General features: G+C 42.5%; 8 protein-coding genes and 1 pseudogene. 3 read left to right on the top strand and 6 right to left on the bottom strand.

The features are described 5' to 3' along the window. Positions 1-14 precede the first annotated feature (14 nt). The gene (locus AC07NA_RS15260; RefSeq protein WP_494898445.1) at positions 15-704 is read right to left on the bottom strand and encodes a response regulator transcription factor; all 690 of its coding nucleotides are present in this window, start codon (positions 702-704) and stop codon (positions 15-17) included. Continuing rightward, positions 694-2,184, bottom strand: a complete 1,491-nt coding sequence (locus tag AC07NA_RS15255; protein WP_494898444.1) for a sensor histidine kinase — start codon at positions 2,182-2,184, stop codon at positions 694-696. The genes AC07NA_RS15260 and AC07NA_RS15255 overlap by 11 nt, the downstream gene beginning before the upstream one ends. Before the next feature lie 82 nt (positions 2,185-2,266). Here AC07NA_RS15255 and AC07NA_RS15250 point away from each other — a divergent pair, with 82 nt between their 5' ends. Next, a complete protein-coding gene (locus tag AC07NA_RS15250) occupies positions 2,267-4,639 on the top strand; it encodes a TonB-dependent receptor (RefSeq protein ID WP_494898443.1) in 2,373 nt (790 codons plus the stop codon). Between the two features lie 520 nt (positions 4,640-5,159). On the opposite strand, the gene porV is transcribed toward AC07NA_RS15250, so the two are convergent. From porV to AC07NA_RS15235, 3 genes are all read right to left on the bottom strand, one after another. Continuing rightward, the gene (gene porV, locus AC07NA_RS15245; protein ID WP_494898442.1) at positions 5,160-6,218 is read right to left on the bottom strand and encodes a type IX secretion system outer membrane channel protein PorV; all 1,059 of its coding nucleotides are present in this window, start codon (positions 6,216-6,218) and stop codon (positions 5,160-5,162) included. Positions 6,219-6,270: 52 nt separating this feature from the next. After that, positions 6,271-13,998 carry a S8 family serine peptidase gene (locus AC07NA_RS15240; RefSeq protein ID WP_494898441.1) on the bottom strand — a complete coding sequence of 2,576 codons (7,728 nt, stop codon included), beginning with the start codon at positions 13,996-13,998 and terminating at the stop codon, positions 6,271-6,273. A gap of 280 nt (positions 13,999-14,278) precedes the next feature. Then, the gene (locus tag AC07NA_RS15235) at positions 14,279-17,161 is read right to left on the bottom strand and encodes a two-component regulator propeller domain-containing protein (RefSeq protein WP_494898440.1); all 2,883 of its coding nucleotides are present in this window, start codon (positions 17,159-17,161) and stop codon (positions 14,279-14,281) included. A 1,037-nt stretch (positions 17,162-18,198) separates the two neighbouring features. Here AC07NA_RS15235 and AC07NA_RS15230 point away from each other — a divergent pair. After that, positions 18,199-18,342 carry a hypothetical protein gene (locus AC07NA_RS15230; protein ID WP_494898439.1) on the top strand — a complete coding sequence of 48 codons (144 nt, stop codon included), beginning with the start codon at positions 18,199-18,201 and terminating at the stop codon, positions 18,340-18,342. Between the two features lie 18 nt (positions 18,343-18,360). Next, positions 18,361-18,708 (top strand): annotated as a pseudogene (locus AC07NA_RS15225) (outer membrane beta-barrel protein); the annotation flags it as partial. Positions 18,709-18,887: 179 nt separating this feature from the next. Here AC07NA_RS15225 and AC07NA_RS15220 read toward each other — a convergent pair. Continuing rightward, complete coding sequence (locus AC07NA_RS15220; protein ID WP_494898438.1) at positions 18,888-20,543, bottom strand: sensor histidine kinase; 1,656 nt, start codon at positions 20,541-20,543, stop codon at positions 18,888-18,890. Positions 20,544-20,559: the final 16 nt, after the last annotated feature.

Here is a 20,559-nt window from a genome sequence, read left to right as displayed (position 1 = left end):
CATTATTGTCAATTTTAAAATATGAGTTTATAGCCAGCTCCGCGAATACTCATTAACTGAATTTCCGGATCATCTTTAAGCATCTTCCTCAAATGCGACATAAATACATCCATACTACGGGCATTATAGAAACTATCGTCATTCCAGATCTTCAGTAAGGGTACCTGCCTTGGCAACAGTTTGTTCCTATATTCCAGTAGTAGTTCCAGCAACGCGGTTTCTTTAAATGATAGGGAGTAATTTCCGCGCGGGGTAACGAGTTGCTGGGTCACGGTGTCCAACTCGCAATTAGCAAATTTCTGTTTTCCTGCAACCGGGATTTCGTTGATGCGGGCATTGCCTGGCCTGGCAAGCAATGCCTCCATTCTGATCAGCAATTCACCCATATTAAATGGTTTCCTAACGTAATCGTTTCCTCCGCTTTTAAAACCTTTGATCACATCCTCGGCCAGTGATTTTGCACTTAAAAAAATGATCGGTATGCCACTATCAAGTTTTCGTATATCTTCAGCCAGGGTGTAGCCATCCTTTAGGGGCATCATGATGTCCAGTAAACAAATGTCCGGTGGTGTGGAAACAAAATAATTCAGGGCCTCTTTTCCATCATTAGCGAGAATCACATCATACCCGCTACTGGTTAAACCGTCACTGATGATCTGCGCAAGGGTGGGTTCGTCTTCCGCGTAAAGTACTTTATATTTCATGATAAGCAGGTAAAGTAATGATAAAATTTGCGCCTTCTCCGGGCTCACTCTGAACGGTCACATCGCCACCATGTTGCCGGATGATCGTTTTAACATAGTGCAGTCCAAGTCCGGAACCTTTAACATTGTGCACGTCCGGATTATCGGTTACCCGGAAAAACCTTTCAAAAATCCGCTTCCGGTAGATCGCGGGTATTCCCGGACCATTATCTTTAAATGATATCACCACCATGTTGTTTTTGATTTCACAACGAATAGTAATAATAGCCTCATACCCCGAATACTTAAGGGCGTTGTCAATCAAGTTATAGAATACATTGGTCAGATGAACCGGATCACCGTCCACAAAACACGGTTCTTGTGAAGGAATATAGTTGATAACCGTTCCTTTGGTGGAATCCCGCATTTGCATCGCATTCACCGTGTTTTCAAGCCCTTGCTGCACATCATATAATTCCGGCCGCAATACGATCTCCCCGTTATCCAACTTATCGAGGTTTAGCACCTTATCGATCATTGCTGTAAGACGCTGTAATTCGGATTGACTGATACTCAAATATTTTTCAAGTTTAACCGGGTCGTTGATTAACTGATAACGCGAAATTGAATCAAGAGCTGCTTCGATGATCGATACTGGCGTTTTAAGTTCATGGGTCATGTTACCTGTGAATGCCAGTCTTGCCTGTGTATATAACCGCTGACTTTTTAAAACACCGAAGAGAAACATGAAAGCAAGGATGGTTAAAAACAGCATAAGCAAAGAGGACAATAGATAATAACGCATACGATAAATGACAAGTCCGTTGATCGACTGCACTATCACTTGGTATTTATGAAAAAAACCATTTAAATTGTAAACATATAACTGGCTGCGATAATCAGCGTCTTTCGCTTTGTTAAAGATGCCTGTATCTTCGGGCTTGCCTGTATCATGATTGAATAGATTGTGGTACATGCGGACATTCAGCTGGTTTTTGGCAAACTCCTGCCTAACCAGGCTGTCCATACGCTTAAGGTCTCGTTTATCTGCTGCCATTACCGTTTCCAGTGTTTCCCCGTCATCAAAGGTCCGGTAAACTTGCCTTCGTGGTGTTCTCACCAGGTCATTGGCGATCTTTAACGTGATTTCAATGATCGTACTGTCTTTCTTTATTTCCGAATTGAAACGCGTACTGACATGTCTCTCCCGCATTCCTGTATAAGCTTGTTTAAACTGTAACCACTCATGTGACAAGAAGAAATTCCGGAAATTCTCACTCTTTTCATGTCCATGAACCACACTCAGGTAATCAGTCATCCTTGCCGCGTCACTCACAGCCTGCTCAAGATCCCTTTTTACCTGGACCTGCTGTGCACGAAACAATTGATGTAACCACGCGGCCTGCAACCCTGCGCTGGCCAGGATTGCAAGGGTGACCATATAGTATGTATACCGTTTTGAAAGCCATTTCATATTGCTAAGGTCAATATTATTAACCATTTAGCAGGCGATTACTATACGATTTAACCTTGTTTAACATTGATTAACCGGCCTTAACCCAGGCTTGGAGTAGGTTTGCGGTATGAAAAAGATCGCACTAATTTTAATTATATTGTTTCCGTCACTTGTTCATGCGCAATTGCGCATGAAAGGAAAAGTTACCGACGCAGAGGGGCACCCACTTGATGCCGCAACAATAACCCTGACCAAGGAGCAAAAACAGGTGGCCTCAGCTTTTGCCGACCTGGGGATTTTTAACCTTTCGGTTGCCCAACCCGGAACGTACACCCTGCATGCAAGCCTGGTTGGCTATTTGCCCGCGCAACTGGATGTCCGCTTACCCACGGATAGCGTAGTTATCAAGTTGCAGGCTGATAGTAAGCAGCTTAAAGAAGTGACAGTTTCTTACCGGCGGCCTTTAATTGAAAGGAAAATTGACAGGGTCAGCTTTAATGTAGAGAATAGTATTTTGGCTTCAGGCGGCAATGCCTGGGAAGCGCTTACCAAAGCGCCGGGAGTACAGGTAAATGCCGGCAACGATATTACAGCTAACCGCAAAAATGTTCAGGTCTACCTCGATGGGAAGCCTTTACAGCTTTCAGGGGATGACCTTTCATCCTACCTGCAAGGCCTGCCTTCAGACCAGGTCGCTCAAATCGAGATCTATTCAAATCCGCCCGCCCGTTTCGACGCGGAGGGCGCATCGGTAATTAATATCATCACCAAAAAGGCTAAAAAGCAAGGGTTCAACATGACCTTGAACAGCGGTATAACGCAAGGGACATATACTGGTTACAATAGCGGTGCTTCATTCAATTACAGGAATGACAAATTGAATTTATTCGGATCCTACGGCTTCACCCGCCGCCACAATTTTCAGGATCATGACGTGGATATTGATTACGGCGATTCTTACTGGAGCAGCCCGAACCGCAATATTTACAATTCCAAGAATCATAACTTTCGTGCCGGGCTTGACTACCAGCTTTCACCAAACCAGATACTCGGTTTCCTGGTGACCGGGAATAAACGAAATGGCACAACAGACGGTAGTTCACTGACGAGTATCACCAACAGGCAAAACCGGTTGGATTCAACCCTGCAGACGAGCAACTTCTCCAAATCAAACGGAAGCCAGTATGCCTACAACCTTAATTATAACCTGAAATTAGATTCTGGAAAACAGAGCTTAAATGTCGACGCTGATTTTTCACCTTATCGAAGTGTTGTGAATACTCTGGCTGACAACATTTCCAGCCTGCCTGATGGAAGTCCGACAGGTACCCCGTTCCATATATACACCCCCAGTCAGCAGAAAATTGACATCTATTCCGGTAAAATCGACTACAACTATAAGTTGGGTAACCGCTGGGAACTAACTTCCGGCTTAAAATACAGCGTCACCAAAAGTCAGAACAATTATGATTATTATGATCGCAGCGGTAATGATTTAATTGCCGTGCCTGGAAATAACAATCATTTCATTTACCGTGAAAACAACGCGGCCGCCTACACAAGCATTTCGGGAACTGTTGGGAAATGGACTTTACAAGCCGGTCTGCGGGGTGAGTGGACGAAAACCAACGGGTATTCCATTACCCTGGATTCTGTAAACACGCGTAACTACTTTAAATTGTTCCCTACTTTATTTGCGCGATATAAAGCGGATGACGATAATGAATGGCAAATTAACTACGCCTACCGAATCCAGCGACCGGAATATAACAGGCTGAATCCGGCTAAACGCTTTACATCTCCATACAATATTTACGTAGGGAACCCGGCTCTGCAACCTGCATTCACGCATAATGTGGAACTAAGTTATACTTATAAGCAACAATATAATATCACCACTTATTATACGGCTACTCATGATGTTTTCACGAATGTCAACGTTCAGGATAACCAAACGAAGATCTATTATGGTACGCATGCGAATCTTGGATTAAGCGTGATTACAGGGCTTCGCGTAACCGTACCGGTTCACCCGGCAAATTGGTGGGAAATGAACGTCATCGCTGATGTATTCCGGCAACAGGAAAAATCAGCCTACTTATCAGGAACCTTCAATTACCACCTGGTTTCTTATTCTACAACGCTGAATCAATCATTTACCATTAAATCGGGTTCAGGTCTGAAAGCCGAGATCAATGGAGTTTTAAACGGTCCGGGTATTCAGGGGATTTATAGCGCGAACCATAACTCGCAGATAGATGCCGGTATAAAAACCAATTTATGGAATGGGATGGGCACCTTGCGATTGGCGGTAAATGATATCTTTAATACGAATAACAATACGATCAGGATAAATTACCAGGATCAGCGCAGTTCATTCTTCCATCACGTAGAAAGCCGTAATGTGACATTAGGCATTTCTTATCGTTTTGGGAAAAACGTAGCGGCTTCCCGCAGCCGCAGCACGGCCAGCGAGGAAGAACGTAAACGTGCACAATAGGTGATGACTGCCAAAATTATCCACTAAAATGGAACGAAAAAGATACATCAAAGTCGTGAATTGTAATTTAAGAATTACTGATCTTTGTTAATGAGTTGAGTAGGTAACGCCATTACGTTTCGCAAAACCGAGGTTTAGCGACTACAAGAGTTTAATTAAAGATTGGAAGGATAATGCAGGATAGGGATAGCCTGTCTATCAACCTCTGCGATGCCTCGATCAGCCGTTCGAACAACTGGAGACTGTAGTACAGCCATTGCGAAATTCGGCTTTTAGTTCAGGTGAATGCGTAGGAATCACGTCAATAACCAGGACTATAAATAAAATTAAGAGCCTTCCATTGCGGAATATTTACGAGGATCTTATTTTGTTGTGAACGGCTGCCGTGGAAAATATGTAAACACGCTGTCCAAAGCCTTTAACGAACTGGGGAGATTCAATTGCTTTTACCCAGATTGTTTGCATAAAATAAGAAAGTCCGGCTTTTAGGGCCGGACTTTCAGATTTTGAATGATCAACTTCAATTTATTTGATAGGTTAAGGACAATCGTAAGGTATTATCAATAGCACTTCTGCTTTTGGTTGATATTAAATACGACAGATCAAACTGTAGTAATTTATATTTCAAACCAAATCCGGTTGTTAAATATTGGGTTTCATATTTACCCGGTGCTGCAAAATACCCGGTTCTGAGTGCTAAAAGTTGGTCATACCAAAACTCAAAACCCGTACCTACCGAAAGATTTAGCGGTGAAAAAGATTTTCCTATAGCCGATGGCAAACTGATTCCCAGATCACTATTTTCCGGGATCAACAGCTTATTAACATCTACCGACCATGAAAACACGCTTTTTTCATTCAGGTTAATGTCGGCGGTAGCGCCAATTTTGAGGTTGGCCGGTAAGAAACTTTTTTGTGCACCATATTGGATTTTTGTGCCCAGGTTAGATATATTGGCACCTATGGCCAACTTACCTTCTTTATTAAAAAGTTGCGCAGCTTTTTTGGCATACAAACCAACATCTACCGATAGTGCATTGCCTGGTTTAACATCAACGCCATTATAGTTTCCGTTGCCTATAGATGAATGCGTATAACGTGCAGTTAACGACATCGCAAAATTTGTTCCCATGTTCCGGATATATGAAAAATCGAATGCAAAGTCACTGGCCCTGTATTGCTGGATCAACTCGCCCTGTTCATTGGTAAAGGGAATGTTTCCTAATGAGAAATATTTAAGCGAGGCTCCTATGGTTTGCCTTTCATCAATTTTTTTATAGCCTGCTAAATATCCTAAGTTAGCATCTTTAACGCCAATATTGCGTAACCAGGGGGTATAGTTGAGGCTAATGGCTGTATTGCTTTCCGCAAAAGCCAGTTTTGAAGGATTATGGAATAATGCATTAGGATCTGTATTTGCTGTGGTGGCCGCACCAACGTCGCCCATAGCAGATGACCTGGAATCAGGGACAATGTTGAGAAATGGTACTGCTGTTCCGCTATTTTGGGCAAACAATTTACTGCCTGCGCATAAAAACAATACGATGATATAAAAGGTGCGTAAAAATGTTTTTTTCATTTTTTATAATTTTAGGGAACACCGTAATACGGTGCTCCCTGTGTTGTGAATTTTATAGCTTAATGATCTTTTTGGTTATGCCTGTTTTTTCATCGATAGACAGGTTATAGAAATATATGCCCGAACTCATGCCCGACATGTCAAACGTGATGGAGTGCTTGCCAATATCCTGCTTACTGTCAACTAAGTTTTTGATCAGTTTACCAGATGCATCAAATACACGCAGTAAAACATGGCCGTTAACCGGTAACAAATAATCAATAGTGGTAAGGGTTTGTACCGGGTTAGGATAGCAGCGCAGGCTTTCGTCATTGTCGGTAACCACCTTCAATACGATCGACGAGCTGACCTTGCCACCTAATTTATCGTCGGCAGTTACACTGATACTGGCATCGCCAACTTTAAAAGGAGTGATCAACAATTGATTTTGCTCGGTATTTACAGTTGCAATAGAACTGTTATCTACAATAGATACATAGGTCAGCGTATCCTTATCAGGGTCGGTAAAGTAATCGTTCAGGTTAAGTGTGCGCACTCCTCCCGATATATTTACCACAATGGTACCGGGCGAGGCTGCCAGCACCGGTGCCGAATTGTTTTTGATGGTTACATTCAGCGTTAGCGTGTCCTTGCCGCCATGCTTGTCATCGGCAATAATGTTTACCGTAACCGGCCCGGTTTTTAAAGGGTTCAGCAGAAACTCATCGCCGGCTGCTGTTACCTGTATGGCGCCCGCATCTGATGTAATAAAACTGTAAGTAAGCGCGTCGCCGTCTGCATCAGTAAAATAATCGGCTTGCTTAGCATGAAAAATATTGCCATTTATAAGTGTGAGCGTTTGTGTTGTTACTGCTAACGGGGGCCTGTTTGTGTTTTGCACATCTACCTTAAATTCGTAAGTGCTTGCGTGTTTATAAGCATCAACCGCTTTAATATTAACAGTATAGTTGCCAGCATCATTATAACCGGGTTTTAAGTTAAGATGAAGCACCGTATCAGCTTTGCTGATCACCCATTGCGGTGCATTTTCAACACTGTAGGTAATGGCATCTTTTTCGGCATCTGTAGCCTTTATAATTACTGTGGTATCAGTGTTTTCCCTAATGGAGATTTGATTACCGGCAGGTATTTTAACGAATACAGGACCTTGATTAAGGTGTAGTGACAAAGCAACTGAATCAGTCCTATGGTCAGGATCGTTACTGTTAATCATTACCTGCGCGTTGTTATCAGGTTTGGGCGCGTAGGCGGCCGTGAATTTTACCGCGATATCGGTTTTTGAACCGGCTGCTATTTTTCCTGTTGCAGCACCCGGCAAGCTCACCCACGAAAGGCTGTTATGCACATCTTTCACCGCTTTTACCATAAAAGAAACACTTTTAAAATCATCAATAGTGCTGAGGTCGATCCAGGAAGCACTGTACTCATCAAAGAAGAAGAAGGTTTGCGGTAAACCGGCAGGAATAGTTGCCACGCCCTGCGGGTATCCTAAACCGATAGGATAATTGACCACTACAAAGAACTTCTCGTTAGGGTAGATCTGTTTAACCGTAGAAAGCTTGAATGTTTCGTAAGCACCTGCGGTATCAGGCGTATTACGCATCACGTAAAAGCGCTCGGAGTGCAGTTTTTTGGCATGCAATGGATCGTTACCCACTAAAATATCTATGGTAACCGGTGCCGAAGCCATCTCACCGGTCGCCATATACACCTTTACTTCCGAAAGATTAAACCCGTCGCTTCCGGCAGTGAACGCCGTAGCAGCTGAAAATGCCGAGCCTTCGCCCGTACCAATTAAATTAGTGGCACTGGTTGCGTTATCATGTTCCAATACGCTTGAGTTAATAGTAGTACCATTAGCCACAGTCTGCGGAAGCGCTCTTACAGCAGCCAATTTTTTGCCGCTAATTTTAGCTTTGGACGTAGTTTTGGTTTTTTTAGATGCTGATACGGCAAAAACATTGCCGGTTAATTTATCCTCGCTGCGCTGGTATTGAATGTTAAGGCCATAGTTCAATGTTGACCGGCCTTTGGTATTATCAATAGTGAATGATTTGGTAATAACAGCTGTTGAATCATTTGCCTGCGCGTGTATAGCCTTTTCATAAACTGACATCAGCGGTGGGTAAACCACGGTGCCAATTACTTTAACAGATGTGGTAGGGGCGACATTGCCGGTTATTTTTAATTCGGTATTATAGGTTGCCGGTGCGGTAACATCTTCAATTATCCTGAACATACCGTTGCCAAAAGGCGGCACATCAATGGAGTTTGCCGGGAATATTTTATTAACTGCCGTCCATACGGTGTCCATCCCGAAGAAAGTAGAATTGATTTTGCCATACTCTAATGAGAGTCCTTTCGTATTGGTGAAAACCATATTTTTGATACTCAGCGTTGCCGAACCGTTATTGCTGATATTAAAATAATTAATACTGGTTGTATTATTGCCGGTAATAATCACGGCACCCATATCAATTGTATCGGCAACGGTTATTTGAGGCGTACCTTTAACTGAGAGTGAAACAGGTATTGACACGCTTTTTGCCGATGGCGTATTGTTTTGCAATACCAGGTTAGTATGAAAGTCGCCGCCGCTCAGCGTAGTAGCATCAAACTTAAGGGCATACGTTTTTGCCTGGCCCTGCGGGATGCTGAACTTGTACGATGGCGTAAATACGATAGCCAACTTATCCTCTATGTACGACTGGAATTTCGAGATCTGGATTCCTTCTGTACCTGTTTCGTTTTCAATACCTACGCCGGGGCGTTTAATCCAGGCCTGGGTAGCAAAATCAGTCCCTACATGGTTATATTGAAATTTTACCGTGCCATTTTTGAAAAGGATGATCTGGAAGGAGATATCGCCACCCGCAAATGCAAAAAGAGAGGTGTAATTTTCGTAGGCGATCACTACACGATCATTAAAAAACTGATAAAATATACCCGACACAGCCGGGTCATTGCGTTGAATGTCTACATAGCCCGACTCAAAGAACGGAGTGAGCAGCGCGTTGGGAGCCCTGGTATTAGGAATTTCCGGCGTAAACACCATATTCGGAATGCTATTGGTGAATGATACCGCGCCTATTGATTTCCCTATATTCAGCTTATTGTATTTTTTGCCATAATACGTAAATTCAAAGGGCAGCTCAATCTCTTTTGATGTTTCGGAAGCAGCGTATGCTACCCTCACACCTGATTTAATAATGTCTATCCATTCAAATTGCGGTCCGTCGGCTTTTTTACTGTCAGACCAGCTATAGGCTATTTTACTGTTGGTATCGTTCTTATCATACAGGCTTAGCCAATGTGCCGATGATGGTACTACATCAAGGGCTGCTTTACCTGCTGTATTATCAATCACAAAATCACGCTCCTTCACTGCACCCGCGGCAATACTTTCTTTTATGGCAGTACGGTCAACTAATATGGCCGGGGCAGGGGTGATGGTAGCTTTTAACACTACAGTTAAAGCTTCGCCGGTGGCGGGAGTAAAAGTCAGCGTATCTGCATAATCACCTGGTTTTTGGGATGAGTCGATATCGATATCAAAAAAAGCGGTGCTTTTTGGCTTCAGTGTAAAGCTTTTTTGTCCTGTGAATTTAAAACTTGTTTTGTTAAGCGACACTGAATTTATTACAATAGCGCTTGATCCATTATTAACCAGCGCTACTGTTTGTGTAGCTGTATCTCCCTGTAAAACGCTGCCAAAATCAACGTCACTTCTGTCAATACTGAGTTTGGCCAAACCGCCGCCTTTTATATTCACATTAATTGTTAAATGTGCAACCGGCGTAAACGGATCATTGGTGAGTATAGATAAATTTTGGGTGTGTTTACCTTCGGTTAAACTGTCTGTTTTAAGTGTCAATTGCAACTCTTTGCTATCGTTGAACAATACCAGGCCATCGGCATTGGTCATGGAGGTAAAGATCTCATCACCGGGACTGGTTATATTAATGGCCGTTTTATCCGTAAGGTTAAGCTGGTTACTGTTATCCTGAATGGCCAATGCATCGGTACGGTCAAAACCTTCGGCCGCAATGAACATCAGATCTTTAAGGCCCGATGCTTCAATGTCATTATATAAATATTGTACATCACCATTATCCCTGATCACGATCTGATAGGTCATCACCTGCGATGCATCTGAGGCGTAAATAGATACAACGTTCTTATATTCTACAATAAACCTGTCTGCTTCTCTTTTAAAGTAAATATGACCGCCTTTTTGCAAATTAGGCAGCAAATAGGTGGCAGCAAAATAGCCGTTCGGCATCCAGTCCTCTTTCACGCCGGGCGTACTGGTATTGCCCAAATTAGCCTGGTCATCGAACGTTATTGCACCGGCAGGGGTAATGTACACCTTGCTTAATTTATGCCCAAAAACGTTGATGGAAAAGCCAAGATCAGCGGGGTAAAAATAAGCGTTAATCGGTTTGAAAACGTCTGTTATATCCTTGCCGCTCGCGCTTATTTCTGTCCAATTATAATCAGTGCCGGTAGTTATTTTATAACTGTAACCGTAAGTGCTAATCTTGCTGAAATCAACCCCTTCCAACTGCTTGTTAGAAAACTTGGGCGCCACATATTTTAGCGGGAAGCTGCCGGCGTTCTTAATTGTGAACGATGCTGAAGCGGTATCGCCTATATTCAATTCAAAATTTCTTTCCGTTGGGTCAATCTTCACGATTGCCGGTTGCGCTGCAACGGCAAATAAATTGATAAGGTGTCTGGTTCCCTGGTTATCTGTAAGCGTAATTACGCTGCTGGCCTCGCCTTTTTTAGTAGGTTTATAGATAATGTTTAACAATGCCTCGCCTCGTGCCGGGATTTGGCCGGGATTGTCTGCTGAAAAATCGGGGTTTGATGAACTCACGTTGGCCACAATGAAATTGCCATAGCCCGAGTTTTCAATGTTGATGGCCGCAATTTCTTCTTTGCCTAAAAACACTGTGCCCAGGTCAATTATATCTGCCGAGTTTAAAACCGCTTTGCGATTACTCACGTTTAAAGTTACCGGTATGCGTAGCTCTTTATGGGCGGCATCGTTACTGCTGGTGATGATCACATTAGAATAACTGCCGTTTGCTAAGGTAGCCGCATTAACATTTACGTTTACACTGGTGCTGGTGCCGGCTTCGTTTTCGCCCGATGCCGGTTCAAGCGTGATAAAATCGCCGGTAGATGCTTCAAAACTTTGCGCGATCACATTCCACCCGAAGCCGTGCGAATTGATATTGCTGGCAAGCGTTGTCCAGGTGTTCCCTAAATCAAAACTCATCAGCAGGTAGTTTTCGGGAGTGGCATTATCATTCAGGTAGCCCATGCCCAAAGGGTATTTGTTACCCGCAGGGGTATGAATTACCACCCAAAATGATTCGCCCGACGCAAACGGTAATTGTTCATCTAACTTGATGGAATAATAGTCCATTTTGGTAGACCACACATGAAATTCCTGTGCGTAAAGCAGATTTTCGCTCACCGGCTTATCGCCTCCTTTGTATACTTCAACAATTACAGGGCCGTGACTGTCATTCACATTTAAGAATGCGGTTACATTGGTTAAATTAAAGCCATCCGGACTGTTAACCAAAAATTTGGTAGCCGAAGAGTTGGTCAATTTTAAATCGTCCTCGCCGATTACATTGGTAGGGAAATCCGAATAAAAAAGTTCCTGGCTCACAAATGCCGAAGCTTTTGGCTGGATAATATTGCGAACCGCTTTAACGCTCGTTTTAATTGTTTTATGCTGATGGGCACCTACACTGTTGATCACAGGATATTTAAGCTTAGCCCTGAAATACTCCAGAGTAGCTCCTTTTTGCCGCTGGAAAGCATTCCAGGTAAGCAAGCCTTTGCCGGTGTTGGTAATGTTAAAATTATCGGTCGTGGTTAATGTTTTATTGGTATTAGCGTCTATTGCAAAATTAAACGAAGCTTTATTCTGCGTGATGACAGGGCCGTCGCTTGTACTTGCCGATACTGCGTTCGACAGATCAGAAAAATTGTTCCACCTATCGGCAGAACGCGTTATGAAGTAATATTTGGTTAGTGGTTTTAATTTAGGTACTATAGCTTCTACATCGGCACCTGCTGCCTCCCAGTTGCGTAGTTCAATAACTGTTGCTTTTGCTATGTTATCAATTGTAATAGGTTCGTTTGAATAGTACAGGTATAATTTAGTCGGGAAGAGGTCATCTGCATCGGCAGGGACTTTCCAGCCCAGTTTAATATTATCCTGAGCGGCACTCAATACCTTCAAATCTTTAACCTGTGCCGGTTTGGCAAATTTGTTGGTTTGCAGGGCCAGCCAGCTATCGGCATAACCTGCACCCAGTTTACCTGCATAATCGGGATTGAGGGCATCAATATTATGAATACCTGTCAATAACTGCGTTTTTAACTTATCGGCCGTAAAACCCTGTCCTCCGAATTTGGATGCGATCAATGCTGCTATACCTGATACATGCGGACAAGCCATTGAAGTGCCCTGCAAATAACCGTAACGGTTGTTGGGCAGGGTACTCAAAGTGCCATCTTCGGCAGCGATTGACTGATCGCCACCCGGCGCGGCAATATCAACCCATGAACCATAGTTTGAATAGTAAGCGCGTGTGTTTTGATTGCTCAGGGACGATACGGCTACAACTTCGTCATAATAACCGGGATACCAATCACCATCGGCATCGGCATTGCCTGCGGCAAAGAGTACAATACCGCCGCGCATCGGGCTGCCCGGTAAACGCCCTGCCTCAGCCACAAAATATTTAATAGCCTCATGAATAATTTGCTCGTCAACACCCGGCGAAGTAAAACCCCAGCTGTTTTGAGAAATTACAGCGCCATTGTTAGCGGCGTAAATGTAGGATAAGGCCACATCTTCTTCTGATGCACCTTCCAGTATTTTAAGCGACATGATCTTTACGCCATCGCCTTTGCCTGTTCCGCCTGCAATACCGGCTATACCTATACCATTGTTGTTGATAGCGGCTATAGTACCTGCAACATGGGTAGCGTGTTCATCCGGATCAATTTTTCCGCTGTTTTTTGAAAAGTTATATCCGTTTATATCATCAATGTAGCCATTCTGGTCATCGTCGACACCCGGTTTACCATTGGCTTCAGCCTCGTTTATCCAGATATTGGCTTTAAGATCTTCATGCTTTATATCCATGCCCACATCATGCACCGACACGATGACATTCGGATTCCCTTTTTCTATTTCCCAGGCTTTAAGCATATTGATGTCGGCACCTGCGAGGCCGCCATGCTGCCCGGTATTGTTAAGGTCCCATTGCTGGTTGAAATACGGGTCGTTAGGAAATGCGGCGGCTTTTAAAGCGCCCGGAAAACTTGCCGGATTAACTACTTTAACCGCGGCGCTTCTGTAACCGTCATTCATGGTTTTTTTATAAATGGGTTGCGCAACAATTACTTCAGTAAGCTTGCTTAAAGCGGCGGCAACCTGCTTTACATCGGCATTGGGATTCACCGTAATTTTATACCATAAGTGCAGGCCGTGCCGTTCCAGTTGCTCTTCATGTTTGGCGTCGTAAGGGAATACGCGTTGCATGGTAATGGCATTAAACGGTTGCACCGCGGCATCTAATGAAGATATGCCTGTACGGAGCACGCCGCTTTTGGCGGTCATTGTCTTTAATTTTGAGGAAAGTTTGTTTACGGATTGGGGAGCGATCTTTACGTTCACCACGCCGGAAAGCACGCCATTTTTGAAAATCGCCTGCTGGGCCATCAGTTGGCTGCCGATGCCCATGAGCAGCAGGATAAAAAAATACTGTTTGATTAAGAGAAGTAAAGTTTTCTTCACAGGAGCTTGATTTAGTCAGTTGATTAGAAATAGTTCGTTTCCGCTAATCTACCTTGCTTAATTGTTTTACCTGCAATCAGCCAGCCCATACTTTAATACTTCAATGCATCTGTTTTGCAGAAAAAGAATACATCAATACTACTTCAAAAGATCATAAAATATTTATTATCAGTGTTTTAAAAATAAAAAATGATATTTAAAACAATTGCAGAAAAATTAACGGTAATTAAATGTTCATCATAAACTCAATTAGGTTCTGATCGCTGCTGAGTTTTAATCTTTTGCGCAGGCGATACCGTTTTACCTCAACACCACGCAGTGTAATGTTTAAAAGAGGAGCAATTTCTTTGGTGGTCAGGTTCATTTTTAGGTAAGCGGCAAGCTTTAAATCGGGTGGGGCAAGGTCGGGATATTCTTTTAACAGCTTTTTAAAAAACTCGTCATGGATCTGGTCGAAACTCTCTTCAAATAACTTGAGGTCATTATCATTGCCTGTATGGTTATTGATCATTTTAATGAGCCTGTTATATTTATTCACGGGGAAACCCGGACCCGCTTCATCCTTGATATCGGCTAAGGCTTTCTTTATTTTATTTAATACCGCTTTTTTTTCAATCAGGTTGATTGATGAATTGGCAAGGTGTTCACTTTTTAGCAATACTTCCTGTGTAAGTTTTTGCTGCTGGGCAATCATCAATTCATGCTGGTTATCTTTTCGCTGCTGCTGTACAAGCTGTTCTGTATGCGCCTCGAGTCTTAGTCGCTGTTGCACTAATCGCCTTCGATGTGTCCTGTATAGTAAGTACAGCAAGCCCGCCAAAAAAATTATGTAAATTATTTTGGCCCACAGGGTAAAATACCATGGCGATAAAATAACAAAGCTTAATGAGGTGATTTTGTCGCTGATGTCTGACCGTATCTGGAAAATATATCTGCCTGCAGGCATGTTATCGAATTGCTTTTGGTAAGCAGCCGACCATCGACTCCATTCTTCATAGCCCGGCATGCCGTTTACACGGTAGCTGTACATTTTACGCGAGTCATATTCGGGCATGCCCCATGATATGCTCAGGTTATTGAGCCGGTAAGGTAATTGAATAATTCCACCTGGTGCTTTAACCTGGGCTATCGGCACAGGATTTCCGCCATTGAGCACATTTACCTCGTTAATGATAGGCGGGCTTACATCGGTAAAAGAAACAGGTTGCTGCGAATTATACATGCTGAAGCCGTCCTCTGTACAAAATAAATATAACGACCGCAGTTTACGGATATGTTCAAAATCATTTAACAGGTAAAAATTTCTTTGGCCAAAACGTTTAATATCGGGTTTCCCATCAGGCATCCATTTGAGGTGCGATATCGAGTTGTCATCATTAATGATCCACCATTCGGGGTCGTAATCGGCAATGATACGTTTGGCGAAAAAGTAGTTACCCAGCTTTTGTTTAAGCTGAATATCAGGTTTGAAATGGCCGGGTGTATCTTCATAAAAAATACCCTTGCTGCATGTTATGCGAATGGTGTTTTTATATCTGAACAGATTAAGTTTGCCTGAAGCAGGCAAGCCTGAATGCTTTCCCAAAACTTGAACACTAACAGTACTTTTAAGGTCATTGCTCAATTTGATTTTAAAGATGCCATAGTACAAATGTTTTACCCATACTGTACCTTGATCGTCTACTACGACGTCCTTGGAAGGAAGCCATTGACGAAGCGGTAGGGTAGCATGCAATTGCCATTTGCCGTTAGCTGCTTTATGATAAATTGTTAAGCCGTTATAGGAACCTTCAATGACATAATCCGGCTTACCCGGGATTTGTCTTATACACCATCCGATGATGACATTGGAGATTTTGCTCACTTCATCATTGTACATTGTGTAGGTTCCAGTTGTGGTACTTAAAAATAAATGGTCATCAATAGTTTCAACGCTCTGTACCGGCCCAGCGAATTGCTTCATTTTTTCATAAACGTTGCTTTCGGGCGAATTAAGCCGGAAGAGGCCATTTGCAGTGGCCAGGTAAAGTTTTTCCCGGTAAAATGCAGCGCTATTTACCACACCGAATTTTCCTTCGCCATCTTTATGGTGTAAAAACGGCGATTGCAGCAGTATCTGACTGATGCCTCCATCAAGGCCAACCCATAAATTACCTTTTTTATCGGTAAGCAGGGCCAGTGCGCTATTGCTTGCCAAGCCCGTACTTTTGCCGAAGTGATATAGGATTTTTCCAAGACCGTCGGTAACAATTACTCCGTTTTGCAGCGTGCTGAACGCAAACCTGTTTTCTGCTATTCGTAAAACGTTAAGCACCGGGTTTCCGGCTAGGAATGATTGGGCCTCAGATGCAAATGGTTTGAAAGTTTTATTGTCATAAATAAATAATTTGCTTGTTGATGAGCATAGCAGTAGCTGGTTAAGTGCATACGGCACCATATCGTCAATACCCTCTTTGCTTATTGATGTACTGCCGGGTACAAGAGACAATTTGTTATTACGAATCTCGAACAGCCCGTCCGTTGACATCGCATAAACGATACCGTTGACTAATTTTATATTTTCAAACGGGTGTTGTGAACTTACCACCTCAACCGTGTTATTCTTAAGATGGTAAATGGTACTGAGCGATTGAAAATAGATTTCGCCATTACCAACCGTAATCACATGCCAGATTTCTTCCTGCTTAAAAGCGCGGTTATGTATACTGTCCGCATAGGAATGATATTTCAGTTTACCGTAGAGCGATTTTTCCCAATAACCAATTTCGGCATAGCCACCTGTATAAATGCGCCCCTGCGGGTCAATAGCCACGGTACGAACTACCTGTCCAAGGGGGAGTTCACTGATTTGCCACTGATTGCCGTTATATGATAATAGCCCCTTTGAATTAGCAAAATACATTATACCCTGCTCATCCTGTGCAATAGCCCAGTTTTGATTATAGGCATTATAATCGGCACGGTCATAATGAATAATTTTGGGCGCACCCAATTGCTCCTGCAATTGAGCAGATGCGGAAACAGGTAATAAAAATAATAAGCACAGTAGCGTGTTGTAAGCGGCGGTGCTTATTGCGTAATTAAAAAAATAATATGTTTTTTTTTTCAACTGTTTAAAAAAAATCAAAAGGGGGGTAAATCTGTTCGACTGTGGTTGTAGTTAAGTTTTCTTTAACTAAACATAGTATTAATTGTTGAGATTTTCGCGAAACCTTTCAATTAATTTATGCCAAAAGGAATAAGAATTTGTTATTGAAAACAACCCATATAGCGATATAATACAATTGGAAATAAGGCATGTTGTACTCGGCATAATAAATTAATATTGAATAAACTTCAATTAATAATTAAGCCAATCTAATGAATTCCGATTTAGAAATGTTTATGACGGTTTCTTCTGTAATTATTAAAATAACGATTTATTTTGCGATCTTTGGATAGATAATAAATGACATAGGTCATCTCCGATTTTATATCTATCTGTTTGGTAAAAAGGCGATTAAGTGTATTTTTGATTTTGTTACCTATTTGTTACTGGTCTTATGTAACTATTTGATTGTCAGTGATATGTTAAGTTTTGTATCGGTAAATGATTGATTTTCAATAGCTTGAATTTGTTGTCGTAAAGGCAGATTATTTCTCATTTGTTCTCATTTTCTGACATCAATCTTCAGTTTAAATGTAACTGTGTTGTAACTCGCGATGTTAAGTTACAATTTTAATTACAAATTCATCTGTCTATAACCTATGGATTTTATAGAAATAATCGTTGTCTCGCATTTGATTGTTTTCGACTTTTACCACAGCTTTGCTTAACTTTTAAACAATGTTTTCTTGTGTGTTCAATAGAAAAGGAGAATACCAATAAAATTGATACTTCCCCTTTTTTATGTCACGCATCGTAACTAACAATTACAATCTTAGCTCTTTTGTTATTTAAATATTATTCCTTTGGAGATAATATAATTACCCTAACGGATTTATCATCGTTGATTTGAAATTTATCAATGCCGACAATCTCATTTTGCGATCTACCATCTTCGAATCGCGTCATTGCATAGCTAACGCTAACAATGTTGTCTGATTGTGATAATTCAAGTCTATTAAGTATGTATTGATCGTCAAAAGCTCTTACGGACAAAATTCATGAGCAAATTAGAGTTTGGTATTAAAGCAGGTGGCAACTATAGCAATTTTACAAGTGCCAATTTCACCACCGACCCTCTTCCGGGTTTTAACGCGGGCTTTATAGTCGCTTATAAATTTACCGATAATTTTTTGGTACAGTAAGAGTTCCTTTATTCGCTTCAGGGTGCTAAAGTTAAAAGCGGAGAACTCGGCACGCAGGATATTAAACTTTCTTATGCTTCGGTACCCATCCTTTTTAAATATCGCACGAACTCCGGGTTTTACTTGGCTGCCGGTGGCCAGGCAGGTTTCAAGATAAAAGAAGACGTTGGAGGTATAACTGATTCGAAATTCGCCAAAAAAGTTGATTTCGGTGCGGTGGGCGGTATTGGCTATCAATCTAAAATAGGATTAGGAATAGATGCGCGGTACTATTATGGTGTACAAAAAGTATCTGAAACACCATCCGCAAGCCTTGGCGAATTTAAAAACAATACTATACAGGCCAGTAGCTTTTACATTTTCTAATTTAGATGGTTTTTGCTTCTGTAAATCCCGGTTCGTTCAACCGGGATTTGTTTTATTGGTATAATTAAAATATTAAAGAATCATAAAAATTATAAGCCTGTACTTCATGACGATTGCGCAAACATCAGATGCGCATAAATGACATCTTAGATTCAAGTCGTTTTAAATTATGGAGAATTTTACCGGTAAGGAATGTTAAACTTGATCGTCGTACCTACACCTAAATCACTGTTCAAATTAATCTCACCACCCTGCTGATGGATCAGTTCACGGCATAGATACAAGCCAAGACCCGTACCGGGCTGCTGACCCCCAGCCTGGTAATAAGGAGAAAATAACTTTAACTGCATGTTTTTTGCGATTCCGGCACCTGTATCGTTTACCTCCACATCAAGCAGTTGTCCTTCGTTTTGAGGCAATAGTTTGGCATGAATATCTACACCACCCTTGTCTGTGTACTTGATTGCGTTACTCAGCAAGTTAAGTAAAACTTGTTTGAGGCGAAAACTATCGCCGTTGACGGTTGTGTCTGTGTTCGCACCTAATTGCAGTGTAATGTTCAGCCCTTTGTTTTCTGCCATAAAACGCATGGCTTCTACCGCTTCTGTGATAGCCTCCGCTGGGTTGAAAGGTCCGCTTTTTCGGGTTTCGGCATAGCCCTGCTCAAGTTTGCTGGCATCCAGTACATTATTTACGGTTTCCAATACCAATCCGGAAGCAAGATTGATAGCGCTAACTTTTTGTTCCTGTTGTGGCGAGAGCGGAGACTTTTTCAGGGTAAATACCGCGCCGTTGATCGCCATTAACTTGTTACGGATCTCATGGCTCATGATAGCCAGGATCTCTGATTTTTGTACCGCCAGTTTAATAGCACGGCTGCTTTCTACACGTAAGCGTCGCTCTGCCCAGCCCGCTCTTCGTACATAAAGCAATAATAAAATGATAAAGATGAGCACTGCCACCAATGCAACACCGGTGAACGTATTGAGGTCACGTGTAGCAGAAGCATAGGCTTTCAAGGTGGCTTCCCTGCTGCGCTCATAGGCAATGTGATCAATGTCTTGTAACTGCCGGGTAATTTGGCGGAGTTCTGTCAACAGATTCAGGTTGGCCAAAACCAAAGCCTGGCCCGATACGGCCATACGACCGTACTCGGAACTAAGCCGGGCAAGCAGCCGTTTGGCATCATCACCGGTGAGGCCGGGTTTAATACTGTTCTGCTGGCGAACGGTGACAACTTTGACTGACTGCGTGGCGCGAAGTGCCTCTCTCAGCCTGTGCAGTATACCGGACTTATTGGTTTCTTTACGCGTAGATACGATCGTATCTACCCTGAATTTAGGCATCTCCCGTAGATCTTTCTGATCAACAGGCCGGTGGATACTTTCAAACGTAGTTACACGCAGAAGGGAATCAAAGTTTTTGCGAAGGCTGAACAGTTGTTGCGACAATTTCAGCTTCTCCTGTAATCCTTTCTCAAGTTGACCGCGACTCTCCGGCAATAACGTATCTCCGCCTTTTTGATAATGAACAAGGATAGCTGTCATCCCCCGAAAGATCGTGTCCAAACGATGCTGATAAGCAGTCAGGTCGGTTGGTTTGCCATCAGCACTGGCTTTTTGAAAACTGTTCTCTGCCAGATCAAGCTCTACCAGCAAGGCGCTGATATCTTGCTGATAAGAAGGGGCCTCCAATTGTTCACTTAGTTTATCCAGCTTAACGCTGATGCTATTACGCAATATGAAAGATCCTGCCGTCACTATTAAAGTGAACGACAGGAATATGATAAACATCCGGTTTAGAATGCCGGTAAAATTGCCTGATTTTGTTGTCATGGATCGCTCGACCTAA

It is taken from the genome of Mucilaginibacter sp. GW821-FHT07G05 (genome assembly GCF_059418565.1).
Note: the sequence above shows the minus strand (reverse complement) of the source record. Positions and strands in the feature narration are given on the sequence as shown.